A 16,168-nucleotide genomic window follows, 5' to 3' on the forward strand; every position below is an offset into this window, starting at 1 on the left:
CTTACACCTTCCCTATTTTCTTCTCCCGTCCATAGTGAAATAAATATTGTTGGGCAAAGCCAGCATCATCACCAAATCTATGTGCCGCTAGTTTTTGAAGCTCTTTTGCTGTAATTTTTTCTCCACCACAATATACATGGCTATAAACACGATTAATCCAAACATCCATAGGAAAAACCTCGTATCTTCCAAAAGAAAATAACATAATACAGTCCGCTACCTTTTGCCCAACACCACAAATGGACATCAACCGATGTCGCAGGTCCTCTGTGGATAACTTATCCAACTCTTCTGAAGAAAAACCTCCTGCCAGCACTTTTTCCACAGCATCCACCATATATCTACCACGAAATCCACAGCCAAGGCTACGATATGTATCTTCCGAAACCCTTTCCAACTGTTGGGGTGTGGGAAAACTGTAAAACCCATCATCCGTAGGTGTTCCATATTCTTCTGAAAGTTTTTGTATCAAACCACGAATTCTTGGTATATGGTTGTTTTGTGACAATATAAAAGACATTAATATTTCAAAAAACTCTTGTCTTAATAAACGGATTCCCGGCGCAAAGGAAATCGCCTCCGCCATAATCGGATCATCCTTGCATAATCGTTGCTTTATTTCTCCATAATTCCTTTCCCCATCAAAATACCCTTTCCAAAATGGGATATCATCTTCGCTATAAAAAACGATACTGTCACCTTCTTGTCCTAGGGTAACTACCCTTTGACCAGAGATGACAGTATAACAGTTGTCTTTTTCTTTTCGATAGCGGAAACATTGTCCACATTCTAAGGTTTGAGATAGAGAAAAGTCAGGGCATTCCCAAAAAACTTTTTTCATATTATTCACACCTTTAAATTAGTCGTCCAGTATTAAAAAACCATAGTCAATTCCCGTTTTTTCCCTGAGCAAATTTCTTGCCCCATTGTCGGAAGTAACATATGCAGCTTTCCAAATACCATTTTCGCTATAACATACATAACGGCTTCCATTTGATAAAACCGTATAAGCACAAGTAGAAGTTGCACATTGATATACAATTTCACTGGCACTGGATATTGCCTTTGCACTAAAAAGCGCTGCAACCGCCCCACCTTGTTCGCGTACAATGCTACCTCTCCAGGAGGCCAAGGTGTAGGTCGGTAATAGTTCCACGTTAAAATTAGGCAAATAACGATTTACTGAAGTAACAGGATAGTATTCCGTTTGAGCATTGGGGAAAACAACCTCCCAGAAGTTATTTTCATTCTCCAAAATATATTGCTTAATATTAGAAGTATCAATCCTGTTAGAGAAAACCACAACTGCGTGTTTATTATCCATACGAATTTCTCTCACATAATAATCGTCAAAACGCCCCTCAAAAAGGCTTATATAATTAAGGATGCGTTCATACTCCGCAGAAGCGGAAGAAAGCCTTACAATTTTACCGTTGCTTTGATTGTATTTCGCTAAAAGGCTATTGAAGTCCTCCTCGCTGATTGTACCTACTTTTCCACTAGAAGAGGCAATCAGATATTTTCCCGATTGTTTTGTAGCTGCAAATACACCAAAATCCATGCTGTCACTGGGAACGGAAGCCCCGTCTATTCCTACCAAGTCACTTCCGTTGACTAAAAGTATTTTATAATCAGATGGTGAAAGACCTTTTTCCAAATAACCATCTGCCACCAAAGTATCCGTAGTTATGTACTTTCCATCATAGTAGCTGTAAAGCTCCCCGCTCTTACTCATCCACCCTCTTTTGGCCCCATTTACTTTATAATCCGTTTGGCCGGCTGAAGCGATAGAAATTAAGTTGTTGGTGAGACGAGTTGTTTCGCTTTGCCAAAAAGGCTTGGTGCTTTCGGGCTGGGTTTTTTCCGGCTCAATTCTTCCTACTGTTGGGTCATCCTTGACAGGGGTTTCTTGCTCCGAGGAAGGGGAAGGATCCTTGGCAGCGTCCGTATCATCCTTCGATGGAGGCACCTCTATGGGGTCTTTTGCGTCTTCTCCTTGATCCACATGAGACATAGAACTTTCTGCCTCTCCTCTGCCCAATGCACAAGCGCTACATAAGAAAAGTAACATACCTATCAAAACAAAGGTATATCTCCACTTTTTATTCTTCACTGTAATCATCCTTTTTGTCCGCTATGGCATCGTAAACCGAAAGCAGTTCCTTGTTGTGTATTTCTATAATATCGGAAAGCCTATGTTCCATTTCTTCATAAACATCTGAATATGGAAAGCGAACCACCCAAACGGGATTATAATGTCCGTCTTCCTCTTCTACGCCATCCGCAATTGTAGACAACACCTCCGTATCATAGTAATCAAATATTGCATCATACTCCCAATCTTCAATTTCCTTGTTGCATGTCAAGCGTAAAACAACTTTTTTTCCTTCATCTGCCTGTTCTGCATATATATTGTAAACCATACCCACATTCTCCGATAGGGTATAACTTCCTAACTCTTTTTCCAAAAATCCTGTTTCCTTATCTTTCAGCATTATTACAATAACGGCCTCTTCCATATAGCTCTCCTTCAATATGCATAGTTCGTCTATTATTTAGTAAAATTATACTACACTTTGTTGTGCGATGCAAGAAAAGGGCAGGGGAAACGCCCTTCCAAACATTGGTTAAAACCCAGTATTACAGGCCTTTTTAGCATATGACGCAAATTGTAAGAATTTGTTCCCATGTTTTCAAAAAAAGAAATGCTACCCTTTTTATAGGTAGCATTTCCACATTAATTGTAAATTTCTCATATTTCCGCTGCTTTCAAATATTACAAATCGGCCTTTGAATTTTCACCTATTCAATTTTAGCTATATTTACTGATGTCGTCCATAGTAATCCCTGGGTGTAAAGCAATATTAATACCATTGGCAATAATATTAGAGAGGCGATCAATCACCGCATCCACTTCTTTTGGCGTTACAAACATGTTCTCTGTATAGGGATCCAAAATTTCTGTAATCATCGTATATTTTTCTTCCTGTTCCAAATCCTGCAACATACGGTAGAAAGCAGAGCCTTCCTCAGTTTGATCAATCATACTTGCCAAAATACGGTCCATGGTGTCATTTACTAACGTAGCGGCATCAACCACCGTGGGCACCCCTATGGCAATGACAGGAATCCCCAAAGTTTCCTTGTTTAACTCCATCCTTTTGTTGCCCACACCTGCCCCAGGTGCAACCCCTGTGTCGGACATCTGAATCGTGGCATTAATTCGGCTGGAACGCCTTGCCGCCAGTGCATCAATGGCTATTAATAAGGAAGGTTTGATTTTTTCAACCAAGCCTTTAATAATTTCCCCAGTCTCAATTCCAGTAAGCCCCATAACCCCTGGGCTAATTGCAGCAACGGGGCGAACTGTCCCTTCAATTTCCTCAGGCAGCGCCCCTTGCAAATGGCGTGTTACCAAAATGCGAGATACCACCTTTGGCCCCAAAGCATCCGGTGTTATGTTCCAGTTTCCAAGGCCGGCAATCAGAATACACTCCTTTTCGTTGGTTTGTGCAAGTTTTCGAAGTTGTTCTGCCAAAAGTTTGATGATTTCTTCATGACACTCTACGGCATTTTCTTTAAGCTCCTGTGATTCAATGGTAATATACTCACCCTTCGGTTTTCCCATAGCCTCACTGCCTTCGTCATTCACAATGCTCACCTTTGTTAGGGTGTAACATTCCCCTTCTTCCGTCTCAACGACAACACCATTGGGCCCTTCTTCTACCGTCTTCTGCCTTTCCTCAATCATCTCTCTGGCTTCAATTGCTAAGTCAGTTCTAATTTGAAAGGTATTCTTTTCATTCTCTTCCTTCATTCTCCTCGCCACCCTTCACGTTTTTGCCTTATTTTTTCCCCAGTTTTGAAATATATTCATTGACTTATTTTCATTCATCAGGTAGAATATATGGTGTTGAATTAACCAAGGGGCCTATGATAAATATTGGCCTCAGCCGTGTCGTAGGAGAGCAAGCTCCTGAAGGTGGTTAATATGTAGTAATAAAAAGCGATATTCCCCAATATCGGAAACCACAGAAAATGAATGATTAACTAGGAGGAAAACACAGTGGCAAATATTAAATCCGCTAAGAAAAGAATTAAAGTAATCAACAAAAAAACTTTGAGAAATAAAATGGTAAAGTCTCAGGTTAAAACAGCTATGAAAAAAGTTATCGTAGCCGTAAACGCAGGCGACAAGGAAGTAGCTTCCGTAGCTTTGAAAAACGCTGTATCCGCAATTGATAGAGCATACATCAAAGGTATCTACCACAAGAATGCAGTTGCTAGAAAAAAATCCACATTAACAAAATTGGTTAACAGCCTATAATTAATGATTTCCTTAAAGGATACCCTGCTTATGACTTGGGTATCCTTTATTTGTTTATAAGCAAGTTTTATTGTTTCACACAAAAAAACCATACTTCATTATAAAGTATGCCTTTAGTTCGGTTTCAAAATTTACTTACTTGAACCATATTCTTGTATTATTACCTATTTTATTACAAAGTTCGGAGGTGTCTTATGGAAAGTAGAATTGAAAAGGTCATGGAAAATCACCACAAAGGCTATAATTGCTCTCAAGCCGTAGCCTGTGCCTATTGCGATTTGTTCGGTGTTGATGAAAAAGAAGCTTTTCGTGCCGTTGAATGTTTTGGTCGAGGTATGGGCATAATGGGCCCATGCGGCGCAGTTTCAGCCATGGCGTATCTGGTGGGCTTAAAGGAATCTGATGTGAATTTGGATAACCCTCGAAGCAAAGTCACTTGCTACAACACCTTGAAACCTATGACCCAAGCTTTTGTGAACAAAAACCAAAGTTTGGACTGCAGAGTTTTAAAAGGTGTGGATACAGGTGTTGTTTTAAGAAGTTGTACTGGATGTATGCAGGATGCTGCCGAGATTGTGGAGTCCTACTTGTTAGAAGAAAAAGCAAAAGTTAATCAAAAGTAAAATAATACCGCCTTTGGTCTGTTCAAAACATACCCAAGTGCGGTCTTTTTCTTTATAATGATTTTTTAAAAAACTTATGGTATACTATATTAACGGATAATTATTTTCCGTTAAACAAGTAACTTTTTTATCATCTTTTTCCGTATTTATGGTACAATAAGGAGGAAATCATAGCATGCCATTGCTCATTTTTCCAGCTTATTTGTATCAGTATTATTGTAAAGTTGTTTGCTTCATCTTATGATATAAGAACCTTATTTAAGGAGGGATTTATATGAATATCGTGGACATAATTTTGAAAAAAAGAGATGGTTATAAACTATCCAATGAGGAAATTGCGTTTTTTGTAAAAGGAGTTACCGAGGGTAGCCTGCCAGACTACCAGATTTCAGCATTTCTTATGGCCGCCTTTATAAAGGATATGGATACAGAAGAAACGGCTAGCCTCACCATGGAAATGGCTCGCTCTGGCAGTATGTTTGATTTTTCTCAAATTGAAGGATTTAAAGCCGATAAACATAGCACTGGTGGCGTTGCAGATACAACAACCTTAATTTTGGCGCCTTTGGTTGCCTCAACAGGTGTTCCTGTTATAAAAATGAGCGGCCGTGGTCTTGGCTTTTCCGGCGGCACCATAGACAAGCTGGAATCAATTCCTGGCTTTAACGTAAATGTCAGTGAAGAAGAGGCCATCGCTTTCGCTAAGAAAAGTAATATCGTCTTGATGAGTCAAACGGATAACTTGACTCCTGCGGATAAAAAGCTTTATGCCTTACGGGATGTAACAGGCACTGTAGATAGTATCCCACTGATAGCAGCAAGCATTATGTCTAAAAAAATTGCAGCCGGTGCTGACGGCATCGTTTTAGACGTGAAATGTGGCAGTGGAGCATTTATGCAGGACTTAGAATCCGCCGAAACCCTTGCCTCTGTCATGGTTAACATGGGACGCCATGTTGGACGAAAGGTAACCGCTGTCATCAGTGGTATGGACCAACCTTTGGGTATGAATATCGGCAACAGCCTTGAGGTCATTGAAGCAATCGAGGTATTAAAGGGTAACGTGGGTGGCGATCTTTTAGATGTGTCCCTCACCTTGGGTGCCCATATGCTCCTTTTGGCAGAACGGGTGGAAACCGTGGAACAAGGAAAATATTTGTTGGAACATCATATTAAAAATGGTATGGGTCTAGCAATGTTTCGGGAGCTTTTGTTGCAGCAAGGAGGAAATCCCGAAATTCTTAATGACTATTCCTTACTGCCCTTGTCTCCATGTACAAAGACAGTTCTTGCCCAAAAAAATGGCTATATAAACGAAATGGACACTGCTTTAATTGGGCGTGCTTCCTTAGAAACTGGGGCAGGCAGAGCCTTTAAAGAACAACCCTTAGACTTTGGCGCTGGCATCATCATGAAAAAGCGTTTAGGCGACTCCGTAAAAATTGGGGAACCCTTAGCCGAAATCTTTGCTTCTTCGGATGAAAAATGTACAAGTGCCGCAAACTACTTGCAACAAGCGATGACAATCGGCGAAGAAAAGCAACCTTTACCTGCGCTGATTTTAAAAATTATTGATTAAATGAAAGGAAGATGCTTATGAAAAGAGCAATTATTGTTGTTTTGGATAGTGTAGGAATTGGCGAGCTTCCCGATGCAAAAGACTATGGCGATGTTGGGAGCAATACTCTGGTAAATATCAAAAAAGCCCGCCCACAAACAGATTTGAAAAATATGTGTGCATTGGGTCTTGGAAACATTCAGGGGGAAGATATCCACCTTTTGGGTAAAGTTCCATCCCCCCAGGGTGCATTCGGAAAAATGGCTGAAAAATCTATGGGTAAGGATACCACCACAGGTCACTGGGAGATGGCTGGAATTATTACAGCAAAGCCCTTCCCCACCTTTACAGAGTCAGGTTTCCCTAAGGAAGTAATGGATGCTTTTGAGGAGGCAATCGGCACAAAAACCCTTGGTAATTATGCCGCATCAGGCACTGAAATCATTCAGGTTCTGGGCCCTGAACATGTGAAAACAGGCTACCCTATCGTTTACACCTCCGCCGATAGCGTATTCCAAATTGCCGCCCATGAAGAAGTAATTCCCGTAGAAAAGTTGTATGAAATGTGCCAAAAAGCTAGGGAAATCCTTGCTGGCGAGTATGCGGTTGCCCGTGTTATTGCCCGTCCTTTCGTTGGCGAAAAAGGAAATTATACAAGAACCAAAAATAGAAAAGACTTTTCTTTGGAACCCACAGGCACCACCCTTTTGGACTTGGCAAAAGAAAAGGGACTCAATGTCACTGCCATTGGTAAAATCGAAGATATTTTCGAACATAGAGGCATCACTCGTTCCGATCATACCACAAATAATAACGACGGTATTGATAAAACAATTTTCTTTACTAAAGAAGAGTTTGAAGGCATTCTTTTTACCAACTTGGTAGATACAGATATGATTTACGGCCACCGTAATGATGTTGAGGGCTACGCATCTGCCTTGGAGTATTTTGATGGTAAGCTTCCCGAAATTATAGCTGCAATGAAGGAGGACGATATTCTCTTTATTACAGCGGATCATGGATGTGACCCCACAACTCCTAGCACAGACCACTCCAGAGAATATGTCCCTCTGTTGGTTTATGGCAAGAAGGTAAAAGAAGGCGTGGACTTAGGCGTTCGCAAAACCTTTGCTGATTTAGGCCAGACAATTGCTGAGTATCTAGGCTTAGATGCAAACTTCGAAGCAGAGAGCTTCTTAAGTGATATCTTGAAATAATATCTGAAAAAAGCGGTTATCCGCCAAAAAGAAGTATTGAAAAGCGATAATCACAAAATAGAGTGCTTATCGCTTTTTATCTTCAAGCATCTGATAAGTACATAGTATAGCACAAGTAAAAAATTACTAGGAGGATAATATGAGTGGGTTATCTAAGCTTCCAAACATCGGAAAAGTAGTAGAGGATCAACTGTTACAAACGGGCATAGAAACACCGGAACAATTGAAACAAATTGGTAGTAAGCAGGCATGGTTAAATATCAAGGCTATTGACCCCTCAGCCTGTTATAATCGTTTATGTGCCTTAGAAGGTGCCATTCAAGGCATTCAGTGGCATCACCTTGACCAAAAAGATAAGGAAGGACTTAAAGAATTTTATAATCAATTTAAGTAATTTACAGCTTATTCTGACGATAAAAAACACAAATTCTATAAAAGATTCACATGGGTTATCGCATTGAAAAGCGAAAGGGACTTATTCTTATAAATACAAAAAAATGACCAGTCCCACCTTGAATAACGCAGATTATAAATCAGAAGGAAGTATATTAGAACTACAAAAGCTTACTTTATGTACTAAGAAAAGGGAGTCATCGCTTAAACGATAACTCCCTTTTCAGTTAATTCATCCAGTATTAAAAACCTATTCCATCCCTTGAATTCAAAAAATAGCTCTAAAACAACTGCTGACCCCTTACAAACTTCCCAACAACATGACGCTCATCACTGAGGTAAATCATACGCTCCAGCCGTTCTCTCACTGTCATTTCCTGTGGATGGGGTAATGTCGTATCATCTAAAACAACTGCATCCAACTCATAGCCTTCCTCAAAACTACCTACTTTCCCGAAAAATGCGCCGCCACCCATGGTTCCTAAATAAAAAGCTTCTTCCACAGTCAGTGGCTTTTTCGTCTGGTCAACCAAGCGCCATCTTAGCTTTGACAATTGAATTGCCTCTATCATAGCACGGAAAATTGACAATACCGTTCCTCCTGCAATATCGCACCCTAACCCAACTTGAATCCCCTCATCTAAAAATTCACGAATTCGGGATTCCAGAAAGCACATTGATATTAGACTGAGGGCAGTGAGCCACAAAAACCCCCTGCTGCTTCATCAATTCCATTTCTTCCTTTGGCGGATGAACACAATGGGCCATGATTGTGGGAACCTCTCCGCCAAATAATCCAAACTGATGGTATGCATCTCCATAAAATTTAGATGTGGGGCATAACTCTTTCACCCACTCAATTTCACTTAGATTCTCTGATAAATGAGACTGTACAGGAAGGCTATATTTTCTCTGAATTTCTCCTAGCCTCTCCATCAATGGGTCTGTACATGAGGGTATAAATCTTGGCGTTATAATGGGCTTTGTATTTTCATAGCCCTCTACCGTTCCCTCAATCCAGCAAATGGTATCCTCACTAGACTTCTGTACACTCTCTTCCCGTAAATAATCTGGTGCATTTCGATCCATATTCACCTTCCCCACATAGGAAACCAAACCGCTCTTTTCCATGAGATCCATTAGCACCCAAGTACCTTCTACGTGCCTAGAAGCAAAAATACAAGCTCTGGTGGTTGTACTTTTCACAAGATCATCTACAAAAATACTATAAGCCTTCTTGGCATATGCAACATCAGAAAATTTTCCTTCCTCAGGGAAAGCCCTTACCTCCAACCAGTCTAACAACTCCATATCCATCCCAATGGAGCGGAAAGAATACTGGGGTGCATGGACATGCATATCAATCAATCCCGGAATTATCAATTTGTCTCCATAATCTTGAATGGGCAAGCTCTTGTAAACTTCTGGAACCTCTTCAAAAACCCCTGCACTCTTGCCATCTATACAAACCAGATATCCACTTTCTACACATCTGATCTTTTGTAAGTTCTGGCTGTAACATATATTCCCTTTTAAAATATAATCTATCATCATAACTACCTCGTTTATTTAAATTTGCTTATGAAAGCCTTCAAATTTATTCACACTCCATATAAATCAACTTTACCAGTATACCATAAGAATGGCAAAATCAGTACAAAAAGGGGTCTATATGGAAAAAAGAACGACTTGTTCTAATGGGTGTACAATCAAAAAAATTGAAACATATGAACAAAAAAATAAGCCTTCGCATAGCCACAAAAGAAGATGCGAAACAACTTTTGTCCATATATGCCCCCTACGTTACCAATTCAACCATTACCTTTGCATACAACGTTCCCACCTTGGTAAATTATACATACCGTATTTCCAATATATAGCATAACATTTCCCTACTATGTAGCTTCTTTACAGGATGAAATTGTGGGCTACGCCTATGCCTCACCCTTTCGAACTTATACGGCTTATAACTGGGTTGTAGAAACAACCATATATGTCAAGCAAAGTTTTTCTGGCGCTGGGAATCGGCTCTGTGCTATATTGCACTTTGGAAAAAACTTTAAAAGAGCAAGGTGTAACGACTATGATTGCCTGTATTGCTTACCCCCCCCAAAAAAATTTCCATGAAGCGTAGCATTCCAAAAAGTTGGCCATTTCTCTAAAAATGGATATAAGCTCTGTCAGTGGGTTGATGTGGTTTGGATAGAAAAACATACTAATAAACATAAGGGTGAGCCTTCCCCTGTTGTTCCTTTTTCTAGCTTAAAGTAAATGTGAAAAAATAAAGCAGAATCCCATCCTTAGAACTTACCCAAAGCAAAATAATTGTTTTCAATTGGTTTAATTAAACGTAAATGGTATTCTATCTGTTCTTTTTCTCATAACTAAATGGAAGCTTTCCATAACCTCGTTTATGATCAAAAAAACTCTACTGGGAACATAAAAAAGTAGGAGATGATATTTTTCCTCTCCTACTTTTTATTTTGTCCTTATTTTGAACTCATCTCATCAATCAATTGATTCTTCAAATGAGCTAATTTTTCAGATAAGTCAACGGGTACAATATGAGGGTTATTTAACCGCAAATGCTCGTCCCAAAGAGAATTCTTCTCACTGTTGCAGAACTCTTGAATTTCCATGGTCTTTGGTGATTCATAAACCAACTCACCATCAATAAAAATAGGAACCAAAAGCTCTTTCACAACATATGTGCCTGCTGCTAAGTGCATATTACGCCATTTTGCACTGGTATCGCAGATTTTCAAGCACTGGCTTTCATCAATGGTTTCATCCGTCAAAGCAATGATATCAGCCTTAATTTTTCTTGTCTTTTTATCATAAATTCGGAAGACCTTCTTAATTCCAGGGTTTGTTACCTTACCTGGATTGTTGGACAGTTTAATTTTGGGAATAAATACTCCATCATCCCCCTCTTCCGCCGCAAGCTTGTATACACCGCCGAAAGCTGGACAGTCATCGCTGGTTATAAGCTTTGTACCAACACCCCAAAGGTTGATTTTCGCTCCTTGAGATTTTAGGCTGGCAATGAGGTTTTCATCCAAATCACTGGAAGCACTGATGATTGCATCGCCAAATCCCGCTTCTTCCAACATGATTTTTGCACACTTTGAAAGGTATGCCAAATCTCCGCTGTCTAAACGAATGCCATATTTTCCTGTAAGTTTACCTGCTGCTTTCATTTCCTGAAATACCTTAATGGCATTGGGAACGCCACTTGCTAAGGTATTATAAGTATCCACCAATAATAAGCAATTTTCAGGGAATAATCTTGCATATTCTCTAAATGCTGTTATTTCGTCGTGGAAACTCATGACCCAACTATGGGCATGGGTACCTTTCACGGGAACATCAAACAACTTGCCTGTTAAGACATTACTCGTTCCGCAACAACCACCAATTACCGCTGCCCTTGCCCCTAAAGTACCGGCATCAGGCCCTTGTGCCCGTCGCAATCCAAACTCCATTACAGGGTCGCCTTGGGCAGCCCATACAACACGAGACGCCTTCGTTGCAATCAAGCTTTGATGATTGATAATATTCAGCAATGCTGTTTCTATTAACTGTGCCTCCATAATAGGGGCGGTCACCCTAAGTAAGGGCTCATGGGGAAATACCACCGTTCCCTCTGGAATTGCGTAAATATCCCCAGAAAATCTGAAATCTTTCAAATAATTAATAAATTCCTCTGTAAAAATATCAAGACTAATTAAGTAATTAATATCCTCTTTTGTAAATTGCAATCCTTTGATATACGCAATGGCCTGTTCTAACCCTGCGGCAATTGCGTAACCATTTCCGCTGGGGTTCTTTCTGTAATAAAGATCAAACACTACTTTTTTCTTGTAGGCACCTGTTGCAAAGTAACCTTGCATCATTGTTAATTCATACAAGTCAGTTAACAGAGCCAGTTCTCGTCCTTTCATAGCTGATTTCTCCTTTATTCTTCTCCTGCCAGCAGGAACATTTAACGAAACATTCTTATTATACACAAATAAAAGTAATAAAGCAAATTTTTCCATGATTTATTCTGTAAAAATTATACATTTCCGACAATTTTAGCTCAAATATTCCAATAGTATTATCTTATATTAACTTTTTTTGAAGTACACTTCCCGTTTTCCGTTCTTCCTCTTTATGGCGATTCTCCATAATATGAAATGATAATAAAACTCAAGTTAAATAAAAAAAATAACTAGAATAAGAGGAATTTCCAGTGAGAAAGAATATACTGAAATTATCTAATTATTACTTTTAATCATTCCAAAAAATACTCTGAAAATTTGTATACTGTGCTAACGTATACAACATACTTGCAAAAAATAGAGAAAAAACTACAAAAAACCCTTTACAACTATTTAGGCACAATGTATAATGCTAACGTATAAAGATAAAAACACAATGAAGGAGACAGTATATATTTTCATTATGTTTGCAGAGAGTCGGGGCTTGGTGAAATCCCGTCAGCATAGAAAGTATAGAAAATCACTCCGGAGTGGCAGACCAAACGGCATACGCCTAGTAGACTCTGTCGTTAGCCCGCGTTAAGGGTCGGCATCATAATTGTGATGCTTAAGAGTGGATGGCGATTTGCCATCAAATCAGGTGGTACCGCGAGCCCTTTCGTCCTGTTATTGGATGAAAGGGCCTTTTTTGATTCATGGAGAAAAGTACTTAGATAAAAACGCTTAACTTGCTTTTCCCAATTTTATATGAAAAATGAATGGTACTCCCAAAACTCGTCAAGAATTGAAGAGTATATGCCCATTCTTAGCAGAAATGACCACTACCATCGTGTTAGATAACAATGTGTTCATAAATGAAACTTAAGGAGGAATTCATATGTACGACAAAGTGCCCACCAATTTGAACTTCGTCGAAAGAGAAGTTCAAGTAGAACAGTTTTGGAAAGATAACGACATCTTTGGTAAAAGTATCAAAGCAAGAGAAGGAGCCCCCGTTTTCACATTTTACGATGGCCCTCCTACTGCAAATGGTAAGCCCCATATCGGCCACATCATTACCAGAGCCGTAAAAGACTTGGTACCCCGTTACAAAACAATGAAGGGTTACAAAGTTTTAAGAAAGGCTGGTTGGGATACCCATGGCCTGCCCGTTGAATTGGAAGTAGAAAAGGTTTTGGGCTTGGATGGCAAACCTGAAATCGAAAAATACGGCGTAGAACCCTTCATCGGAAAATGTAAAGAAAGTGTTTGGACATACGAAAAAGAATGGCGTTCCATGAGTGATCGTGTTGGCTTCTGGGCTGATATGGATCATCCCTATGTAACATACCATAACGAATATATCGAGTCCGAATGGTGGGCATTAAAGCAAATCTGGGACAAAGGCCTCCTTTATAAAGGTCATAAAGTTGTTCCATATTGCCCTCGTTGCGGAACTGCCCTCTCTTCTCACGAAGTTGCTCAGGGTTATAAAGACGTAAAGGAAACATCTGCTATTGCAAAATTCAAAGTAGAAGGCAAAGATAATGAATATTTCTTGGCTTGGACAACAACTCCTTGGACACTGCCTTCTAACGTTGCCTTAACCGTAAACGCAGAAGAAACCTACGCTAGAGTAAAATACCAAGACTACACAGCAATTCTAGCAAATGCTCTGTTAGACACAGTGTTAGGCGAAGGTAACTATGAAGTTTTGGAAACAATGAAAGGTAAGGCATTGGAACATATGCGTTATGAGCCTTTGTTCAGCTTCCTTGAAAACGATCCGAATGCATTTATCGTAACTTGCGATCCTTACGTAACATTAACAGACGGTACTGGTGTTGTTCATTCCGCAGGTGCTTTCGGTGAAGACGATGCTCGTGTTTGCCAGAAATACGGTGTTCCTCTCCGTCAGTATGTAGACAACGAAGGTCTCATGACCGAGGAAACAGGCCCCTTTGAAGGTATGTTTGTAAAGGATGCTGACCCTAAGGTAATTGAACAGATGGAAAAAGACGGTTCCTTGTTTGCCGCAGTTCCTTTTGAACATAACTATCCTTTCTGCTGGAGATGCGATACACCTCTCATCTACTATGCAAGAAGCACATGGTTCATCAAAATGACTGCTTTAAAAGATAAATTGGTTGCAAATAACCGTACCATCAACTGGTATCCTGATAATATTAAAGAAGGCCGCTTCGGTAACTTCTTGGAAAACGTAATCGACTGGGGTCTGTCCCGTGAACGTTACTGGGGTACTCCATTGCCTATCTGGGAATGTGAATGTGGTCATAGACATACCATCGGCAGCATCGCTGAATTGAAGGAAATGTCTCCAAACTGCCCTGAAAACATCGAATTGCATAAGCCTTTCATCGATGCAGTAAACATCACTTGCCCTGAATGTGGCCAGCTGATGACCCGTGTATCTGAAGTAATCGACTGCTGGTTTGATAGTGGTGCAATGCCCTTTGCACAGTGGCACTATCCATTTGAAAATAAGGAAATCTTCGAAGAAAACTTCCCTGCTGACTTCATCAGTGAAGCTGTTGACCAGACTCGTGGTTGGTTCTACACACTGTTGGCAGTAAGTACACTCCTCTTCGATTGTGCACCATTTAAAAACTGTATCGTTCTTGGCCATGTACAGGATAAGAATGGTCAGAAGATGAGTAAGCATAAAGGCAACGTTGTTGACCCTTGGGAAGCACTCAACAAACAGGGTGCCGATGCCGTTCGTTGGTACTTCTATGCAAACAGTGCACCTTGGTTGCCAAGCCGTTACTATGATGAAGCAGTAAGCGAACTACAAAGAAAGTTCATGGGTACCCTTTGGAACACCTATGCATTCTATGTGCTTTATGCAAACATCGATGAATTTAACCCTAAAAACTACAAGCTGGAACATGATAAATTGCCTCCAATGGATAAGTGGATCTTATCTAAGCTGCAAACGTTAAATAAATTCGTTGATGAATGCTTGGATGGCTATAAGCTGACAGAACCTGCAAGAGCAATGGCAGATTTCGTTGATGACCTTTCCAACTGGTATGTAAGAAGAAGCCGTGAACGTTTCTGGGCTGAAGGCATGGAACAGGATAAAATCAATGCTTACATGACTCTGTACACCGTACTGGAAACCATGTGCAAACTTTCCGCTCCGTTTACACCTTTCATCACAGAAGAAATCTACGGCAACCTTGTGAAAAAAGTTGATCCTACTGCACCCGAAAGCGTTCACCTTTGCAATTGGCCTGAATACCACGCTGAATGGGTTGATGCTGATTTGGAAGCAAACATGGACTTTGTATTAAAAGTCGTAGTAGAAGGCCGTGCAGCAAGAAACGCAGCAAACATGAAGAACCGTCAGCCTTTGGCAATGATGTATGTGAAAGCTGAAAAGGAACTGCCCGAACTTTACCGCAATATCATCACAGAAGAATTGAACGTAAAAGCTTTAACTTTTACCGATAACGTAGAAGAATTCACCGCTTATTCCTTCAAGCCTCAGTTGAGAACATTGGGTAAAAAATACGGCAAACTGGTCCCTGCCATCGGCGCTGCTTTAAAAGAAGTTGATGGTGCATCCTTCATTACCACACTGCGAGCAGAAGGCAAAGTAACTCTGACCATTGAAGGCGAAGAAGTTGTGCTGGAAATGGATGATGTTCTGGTTGATACTTCCGAAAAAGATGGCTTCGTTTCCAGTGGCGACCATAACCTTACCGTTGTATTGGACACAAACTTAACACCTGCATTGGTGGAAGAAGGTTTCGTACGTGAAATCGTAAGTAAGGTGCAGACAATGCGTAAGGAAGCTGACTTTAATGTAACTGACCGCATCCGTGTATTCCATAGCGGTAATGCAAAAATTGCCGAAATCTTAAGTAACAATAGAATCTCTGCTGATGTTTTGGCAGAAGAAGTTGTTGCTGGTGAAGGCGGCGAACTTTCTAAGGAATGGAATATCAATGGTGAAACTGTAACCTTAGGCGTTAGTAGAGTTTAAGAATTAATTATGATTTTAGCTAGAAAAAAACTTACTAGCCTATTTAATATTTCTAATCCTTTAGAGGTATCCACAA

General features: G+C 40.1%; 11 protein-coding genes, 1 pseudogene and 1 other annotated feature. Of the genes and pseudogenes, 6 read left to right on the forward strand and 6 right to left on the reverse strand.

Annotated elements, in window-relative coordinates; genetic code table 11:
- Position 1 precedes the first annotated feature (1 nt).
- The 4 genes from RBQ60_RS11560 to gpr form a co-directional block, all read right to left on the reverse strand.
- Positions 2-841 (reverse strand): DNA-3-methyladenine glycosylase family protein, encoded by an 840-nt coding sequence (locus RBQ60_RS11560; protein ID WP_307883846.1) that lies wholly within the window; start codon positions 839-841, stop codon positions 2-4.
- Between the two features lie 18 nt (positions 842-859).
- Positions 860-2,113, reverse strand: a complete 1,254-nt coding sequence (locus tag RBQ60_RS11565) for a hypothetical protein (protein WP_307883847.1) — start codon at positions 2,111-2,113, stop codon at positions 860-862.
- A complete protein-coding gene (locus RBQ60_RS11570; protein WP_307883848.1) occupies positions 2,103-2,519 on the reverse strand; it encodes a DUF6762 family protein in 417 nt (138 codons plus the stop codon). The genes RBQ60_RS11565 and RBQ60_RS11570 overlap by 11 nt, the downstream gene beginning before the upstream one ends.
- A 293-nt stretch (positions 2,520-2,812) precedes the next feature.
- On the reverse strand, positions 2,813-3,817 hold the full coding sequence (gpr, locus tag RBQ60_RS11575; RefSeq protein ID WP_307883849.1) for a GPR endopeptidase: 1,005 nt from the start codon (positions 3,815-3,817) through the stop codon (positions 2,813-2,815).
- A 249-nt stretch (positions 3,818-4,066) separates the two neighbouring features.
- Here gpr and rpsT point away from each other — a divergent pair, with 249 nt between their 5' ends.
- From rpsT to RBQ60_RS11600, 5 genes are all read left to right on the forward strand, one after another.
- Positions 4,067-4,327 (forward strand): 30S ribosomal protein S20, encoded by a 261-nt coding sequence (rpsT, locus tag RBQ60_RS11580; RefSeq protein ID WP_307883850.1) that lies wholly within the window; start codon positions 4,067-4,069, stop codon positions 4,325-4,327.
- A gap of 194 nt (positions 4,328-4,521) precedes the next feature.
- Entirely contained in the window at positions 4,522-4,950 is a 429-nt protein-coding gene (locus RBQ60_RS11585) for a C-GCAxxG-C-C family protein (RefSeq protein ID WP_307883851.1), read from the forward strand.
- A gap of 274 nt (positions 4,951-5,224) precedes the next feature.
- Positions 5,225-6,529, forward strand: coding sequence for a thymidine phosphorylase (locus tag RBQ60_RS11590; protein WP_307883852.1), 1,305 nt, complete (start codon positions 5,225-5,227; stop codon positions 6,527-6,529).
- A gap of 17 nt (positions 6,530-6,546) precedes the next feature.
- Positions 6,547-7,725, forward strand: coding sequence for a phosphopentomutase (locus RBQ60_RS11595; protein WP_307883853.1), 1,179 nt, complete (start codon positions 6,547-6,549; stop codon positions 7,723-7,725).
- Positions 7,726-7,864: 139 nt separating this feature from the next.
- Positions 7,865-8,119, forward strand: a complete 255-nt coding sequence (locus tag RBQ60_RS11600; RefSeq protein WP_307883854.1) for a TfoX/Sxy family protein — start codon at positions 7,865-7,867, stop codon at positions 8,117-8,119.
- Between the two features lie 280 nt (positions 8,120-8,399).
- Here RBQ60_RS11600 and RBQ60_RS11605 read toward each other — a convergent pair.
- Positions 8,400-9,672: pseudogene (locus RBQ60_RS11605) on the reverse strand (amidohydrolase family protein).
- Between the two features lie 935 nt (positions 9,673-10,607).
- Positions 10,608-12,062, reverse strand: coding sequence for a nicotinate phosphoribosyltransferase (locus tag RBQ60_RS11610; protein WP_307883855.1), 1,455 nt, complete (start codon positions 12,060-12,062; stop codon positions 10,608-10,610).
- Between the two features lie 466 nt (positions 12,063-12,528).
- Positions 12,529-12,770, forward strand: a binding site (T-box leader).
- Positions 12,771-12,978: 208 nt separating this feature from the next.
- Here RBQ60_RS11610 and ileS point away from each other — a divergent pair.
- Positions 12,979-16,092, forward strand: a complete 3,114-nt coding sequence (ileS, locus tag RBQ60_RS11615; RefSeq protein WP_307883856.1) for an isoleucine--tRNA ligase — start codon at positions 12,979-12,981, stop codon at positions 16,090-16,092.
- Positions 16,093-16,168: the final 76 nt, after the last annotated feature.

The sequence above is a fragment of the Anaerotignum sp. MB30-C6 genome, from assembly GCF_030908465.1.
Lineage (GTDB): Bacteria > Bacillota > Clostridia > Lachnospirales > Anaerotignaceae > Chakrabartyella.

Bases quoted from the DNA above. Each gene is read 5' to 3' on its own strand.
- RBQ60_RS11610 (WP_307883855.1), bottom strand. From the start codon at position 12,062: ATGAAAGGACGAGAACTGGCTCTGTTAACTGACTTGTATGAATTAACA.
- RBQ60_RS11585 (WP_307883851.1), top strand. From the start codon at position 4,522: ATGGAAAGTAGAATTGAAAAGGTCATGGAAAATCACCACAAAGGCTAT.
- RBQ60_RS11595 (WP_307883853.1), top strand. From the start codon at position 6,547: ATGAAAAGAGCAATTATTGTTGTTTTGGATAGTGTAGGAATTGGCGAG.
- RBQ60_RS11590 (WP_307883852.1), top strand. From the start codon at position 5,225: ATGAATATCGTGGACATAATTTTGAAAAAAAGAGATGGTTATAAACTA.
- RBQ60_RS11570 (WP_307883848.1), bottom strand. From the start codon at position 2,519: ATGGAAGAGGCCGTTATTGTAATAATGCTGAAAGATAAGGAAACAGGA.
- gpr (WP_307883849.1), bottom strand. From the start codon at position 3,817: ATGAAGGAAGAGAATGAAAAGAATACCTTTCAAATTAGAACTGACTTA.
- ileS (WP_307883856.1), top strand. From the start codon at position 12,979: ATGTACGACAAAGTGCCCACCAATTTGAACTTCGTCGAAAGAGAAGTT.
- RBQ60_RS11600 (WP_307883854.1), top strand. From the start codon at position 7,865: ATGAGTGGGTTATCTAAGCTTCCAAACATCGGAAAAGTAGTAGAGGAT.
- RBQ60_RS11560 (WP_307883846.1), bottom strand. From the start codon at position 841: ATGAAAAAAGTTTTTTGGGAATGCCCTGACTTTTCTCTATCTCAAACC.